This is a genomic window from Cupriavidus sp. CuC1, from assembly GCF_044627735.1.
GTDB lineage: Bacteria > Pseudomonadota > Gammaproteobacteria > Burkholderiales > Burkholderiaceae > Cupriavidus > Cupriavidus ulmosensis.
Genome location: NZ_JBIUHC010000296.1, coordinates 1 through 5,108 on the forward strand (window position 1 = coordinate 1; position 5,108 = coordinate 5,108).

The following is a 5,108-nucleotide window of genomic DNA, read 5'->3' on the forward strand; positions in this document are numbered from 1 at the left end:
GCGCGATGATCTACAGCCTGATGCTCACGTGCCGCGCCTGCAACGTCGAGCCGTATGCGTATCTGCTTCACGTTCTCACCGAGCTGCCGCAGCGTGCGGCGGACGCCGACATCAGCGACCTGCTGCCGTTCAACTACGCCAGACAGCAGAGCGCAATGACGAACCCCGGTTGATGACATGACAGGGCGCCGGCACTGCCCCGGCGCGCGATTCCTGGTACCTCCATCGGACATTGCCGATCTTGCTCGATCGTCGCAATACGGCCGAGCCCGCCTGTTCGCCGAGAACGACTCTCAATACAGTGTGCTCAATTGCGCGGTTACTGTAATTCCACCACCATCAGCAAGCAGGACCGGCGCCATATCAAGGAACTCGAGCGCGATCTGCGCCGCAAGAATGCCGCGCTGGCCGAGACGGCGGCCTTACTGGTGCTGTCAAAAAATCTGCAGAGCGGTGCGAGGAGGACCTTAAGTAGTTATCCCCAAGCCCAGAATGCGAATCAGAGCCCGGAATTTCTCTTCGTTCTCCAGCCTGACTACCAGTTGGCGATCGCCTGCGCGCAGACACAAACCGGCGGTTTCTTTTCGCGTGGCAATCATGGCGGCGGTTTCCGCATCTTCACAATCGATCAGTAGTGTGGTGCCTATGATTCGCAGTGCTTTGCCCTGTTTCTGGCTGGTCTTGATGAAGGATTCCACTTTTTCTGGCAGGGGCTGGTCATCTCGAGCCTGAAGAAACGCTCGAAGTTCCGCGATGTCATGCCCTTTTTCAATGGCATCAAGGGCCTTTTGACGGTCGAGTCGCCAACTTTTCCCCGCCTCCTCTATGGACCAAGTGTCCAGTGTCAGGGATTCTTCCGCCGACAGGTGGCCTCCCACGACATTCACTTGTAAACCAGGTGAAACCGAAAGCCTGACGCTGAGCTGGATTGGAGTGGGCGTGTAGTCCTCGCTTATGCCGAGGCAATACGCACCCAGCGGCGTCAGGCGGAAATAGACCAGACCATCGTAGCGGCTGAGGAATTCCAGGTCGTCCGTCCCCCACACGTTGCTAAAGTCTTGCCGGGCCTCGCTGGGGTCAATGTAAGCGACGTCGATGATGCCTAGGGTAGCGGCGTATTCGAACAGGAAACAGAGCAGATAGCGGAACTGCAGAATTGCCCAATCATTGTGGCCGTCGTAGCCCAGGCTGCCATATTGCTGATCGATGATGTAGAGCTTCCACGGGTCGTGCGTAACGTCAAATGTGTGACCGGTGGCCTGCATGAATCGGGAAAAGTCATCGACATTGATCCAAGCTCCGACCGGACAGCGCTGCAGGATTTCGTTGATAACGGCACGACGCAGTGCCGCGGCAGTCATGACGCGGCCCTTCGATTTCTGGCCCTTGATGATGTCTATGCGACTGAACTCGTCGAATTGCCCGGATTTAAGCCACTTTCTCCAAATTGTGCGCAACACGCTGGCTGGGCAGGCAGTCAACGCTTTCAGCCCCGCCGTGCTCAAAGCCAGTTTGCTACCGTTGCGTTGCACCAGTCCGGCGGCCTGAAGCAGCAGCGGCCACGAGAACGCCTTAAGCGGCCCAATGTCCTGATCCCTTTGGTCTTGCTTGGGTTGGTGGGCGTAGAAATCGCCACCGACCAGCTTCTCCGTCAATAGGCGCAGCGTCGTCGCGCCGGGGAGCGATGTCTTGTCGCTGACCTGGATCTTGCCCTGATCCGCTAGCCGCAGCAGAACCGACAGATCCACAATCGCATCGCGCTCGCTGCTTCGCACCGTCAGCGGATCTTCACCGAGCATCTCAGGAAGCGTACCGATCGTGTTCAGTCGGATGGGCTCAGGCTGAGGCACCAACGTCCTTAGTTGCTCGCATAGATCGACGGGCAGACTGTAACCCCCATCTTCACGGTACAAGAAAAGGCCCAATGCCGTCGGCGGTCCATAATGCGAATAGCGGCTGCCATTCTCCTTGATCGTGAAATCGGGCAGCCGCCCGTATTTCGCCCGGAACCGAGTGTCATGAAAGAGGCCGTCTGTGGCATACATGGTCTCCGCCACCGCCAAACGCTGAGTCTCGTCCAGAAGCGCCCAGAGCGCGTGCAGTCCATCCCCAGAGAGCGTTCGCAGGATCTCCCTGACCAGTTCGTCCTTCTTCCCGGCGCGGGCAGCGTCAGGGAGCCAACGCATCAGTGACTTCAATTGGTCGTTGGTGAGACGAGCAAGCACTTCCTTCAACGTGTTCATGGGAAAAGTTGGGAATGACATCCAGGGGTGTGACTATAACTTATCTTTCGCATCGCCGGTTCACTCGTGGCGTTAGCATATGCGCAAAGCTCTGGAGCGTGCGGCGGCTCCAATTTTTGGGGGAACACGGATTTTGGGGGAAGACCTGTGCCTGAGACAATGAGATAAACGCGCAATGGGCGAGTATCGCCGCGTGGCAGGGTAGGATGCCAGTCCCGTCAGCATTTCAGCAGCAAGACACTGCGGTTTGTTCATGCCAGCAAGCTCACCCAATATCGCACCGAAGTCCGAACTGGATCGGCTCGCAGGACTGGTCGAACGCGTCACATTCCACAACGCCGACAGCGGCTTTTGCGTCCTGCGCCTGAAGGTCAAAGGCGAGCGTGATCTCATTACCCTGGTCGGGCATACCCCAACCGTAGCGCCAGGAGAGTATGCCTCTGCTTCGGGTACGTGGGTAACGGATCGCGAGCACGGTAGGCAGTTCAAGGCCGTATTCGTCAAAATTTCACCACCGAACACCTTGAGCGGCATCGAACGTTACCTCGGGTCGGGCATGGTTAAAGGCATCGGTCCGGTGTATGCCGGTCGGCTGGTCAAAGCCTTCGGCGCTGCAGTGTTCGACATCATTGAGCAGACACCCGCTCGGCTTCGCGAAGTCGAGGGGATTGGGGAGATCCGCGCCAAAAAGATCACCTCGGGCTGGGCCGATCAGAAGATCATTCGCGAGATCATGGTCTTTCTGCATGGGAACGGTGTCTCCACATCGCGTGCCGTGCGTATCTTCAAAACGTATGGCCAGGACGCGATCGCGATCGTCACGGAGAATCCTTACCGATTGGCCAGTGACATTCGTGGTATCGGATTCCTGTCGGCCGATACCATCGCCCAAAAGATCGGTATTGCACGTGACTCGCCGCTGCGGGCGCGGGCGGGCGTCTCCTACGCGTTGTCAGAAGCGGCGGGAGACGGCCACTGTGGCCTGCCGCGGAGCCAGCTCGTGTCGCTTGCCGTGAAACTGCTCGAAATCCCGCAACCCATCATTGAGGATGCGATCGACCAGGAGTTGGCAGAGGAAGTCGTGATCGCGGATACCGTTGACGGCGTTCCGAGCGTCTTCCTGGCGCCGCTGTACCACGCCGAGCGCTCCATCGTCTCACAGGTCAAACGCCTGGCGTCCGGATCGCCACCGTGGAGCGTGTTTGATGCCGACAAGGCCATCCCGTGGGTTGAGAAGAAGCTCGCAATTGACTTGGCCGATAGCCAGAAGCAGGCCATCCGTCTGGCCTTGTCGTCAAAGCTGCTGGTTATCACCGGCGGTCCCGGTGTGGGCAAGACCACACTGGTCAATTCGATCTTGACAATCCTGCGTGCAAAGCAGGTGAAGGCGCTGTTGTGCGCGCCAACTGGACGGGCGGCCAAGCGGTTATCGGAATCTACCGGGCTTGAAGCGAAGACGATCCACCGGCTGCTTGAAGTCAATCCAGCCAATGGACAATTCAAGCGCAATGAGGAGTCGCCGTTGGATTGTGATCTGCTTGTGGCAGACGAGTGCTCGATGGTAGACGTGCCGTTGGCGAACCAGTTGCTCAAGGCTGTGGCGTCCACCACAGCGATGATCTTCGTCGGCGACGTGGATCAACTGCCGTCGGTTGGCCCCGGACAGGTTCTCGCGGATTTGATCGAAGCGGGCGCGGTGCCTGTCGTGCGCTTGACTGAGGTGTTCCGGCAGGCTGCCACCTCGCGCATCGTTCGAAGCGCCCACCAGATCAACCAAGGGCTGTTCCCATCCTTGCCTGAAAAAGGCGAAGAGTCGGATTTCTATTTTGTGCCGGCCGACGAACCCGAAGCAATTGCCCAGACCGTCGTCGATCTGGTCAAGACCCGGCTACCCAGAAAATTTCATCTGGACCCGGTACGCGATATTCAGGTGCTGTGCCCGATGAATCGCAGTCTCACCGGTGCTCGCGGCATCAATCAGTTGCTGCAGGAGGCGCTGAACCCGCCTGGTGAGCACAGCATAGAGAAGTTCGGCTATCGCTTCAGCGTTGCCGACAAGGTCATGCAGATCGAGAACAACTATGACAAGGATGTCTACAACGGCGACATTGGGTTCGTGACCCACATTGACCCCGATGAGCAGGAATTGACCGCGACCTTTGATGATCATGTCGTCACGTACGCGTTTGGCGAACTGGATGAACTAGTGCTGTGTTACGCGACGACCATCCACAAATCCCAGGGATCGGAATATCCGGTGGTGGTGATTCCGATCTCGACCCAGCACTATATGATGCTCAAGCGAAATCTGATCTACACCGGCATCACGCGTGGCAAACGCCTCGTTGTATTGGTCGGACAAAAGCGTGCCCTGGCGATTGCTATCAAAGGCAAGCAGACCGAACGTCGCTGGTCGAAACTGGCAGAATGGCTGCACCCGTGAATCGCACGGCATTGGTTGGGCCAATGCCGTGCGGACGTTATATGCCTCCGATTCCGGCGAGCTTTCGCCAAAAGTGCCTCAATCCACACACACTCGTGTGCTCTGTGCCGCTCTCGCAAGCGGTCTTGACTCGATTTCCAGCATTGGCGCGGGCGCCTGTATGGGGTGAGTTCGAATGAGGGTGTAAAGGCCGCGGCAAGACATTCATGTCTTGTCACGTGGGAGTCGCAATGCTGCATTGCAATAATTGCAACGCCGGACCGGTGGATGAAGTGATATTAGGGTTTATACTAACGTCTGTCTCCTCCTTGTCTCCGACATGGATTCAACCCGCCTTCGTGGCGGGTTTTTTTTCGGTGCGCCCGGCAGGGCGCACTCACTTGAGGGTGCAAGTCCCTTACACACCCGGCAAGGGGAAGTGT

The 5,108-nt window shown here is 57.8% G+C and carries 3 protein-coding genes; 2 read left to right on the forward strand and 1 reads right to left on the reverse strand.

Annotated features, from left to right (window positions below):
* A partial coding sequence (locus ACGLHR_RS50545) for a transposase domain-containing protein (RefSeq protein WP_400103518.1) occupies window positions 1-173 on the forward strand: 173 nt, incomplete at its 5' end.
* A 294-nt stretch (window positions 174-467) separates the two neighbouring features.
* Here ACGLHR_RS50545 and ACGLHR_RS50550 read toward each other — a convergent pair.
* On the reverse strand, window positions 468-2,243 hold the full coding sequence (locus tag ACGLHR_RS50550) for a hypothetical protein (protein ID WP_400103514.1): 1,776 nt from the start codon (window positions 2,241-2,243) through the stop codon (window positions 468-470).
* A 253-nt stretch (window positions 2,244-2,496) separates the two neighbouring features.
* On the opposite strand from ACGLHR_RS50550, the gene ACGLHR_RS50555 reads away from it, so the two are divergent.
* Entirely contained in the window at window positions 2,497-4,686 is a 2,190-nt protein-coding gene (locus ACGLHR_RS50555; RefSeq protein ID WP_400103516.1) for an ATP-dependent RecD-like DNA helicase, read from the forward strand.
* Window positions 4,687-5,108: the final 422 nt, after the last annotated feature.

Bases quoted from the DNA above. Each gene is read 5' to 3' on its own strand.
- ACGLHR_RS50550 (WP_400103514.1), bottom strand. From the start codon at position 2,243: ATGAACACGTTGAAGGAAGTGCTTGCTCGTCTCACCAACGACCAATTG.
- ACGLHR_RS50555 (WP_400103516.1), top strand. From the start codon at position 2,497: ATGCCAGCAAGCTCACCCAATATCGCACCGAAGTCCGAACTGGATCGG.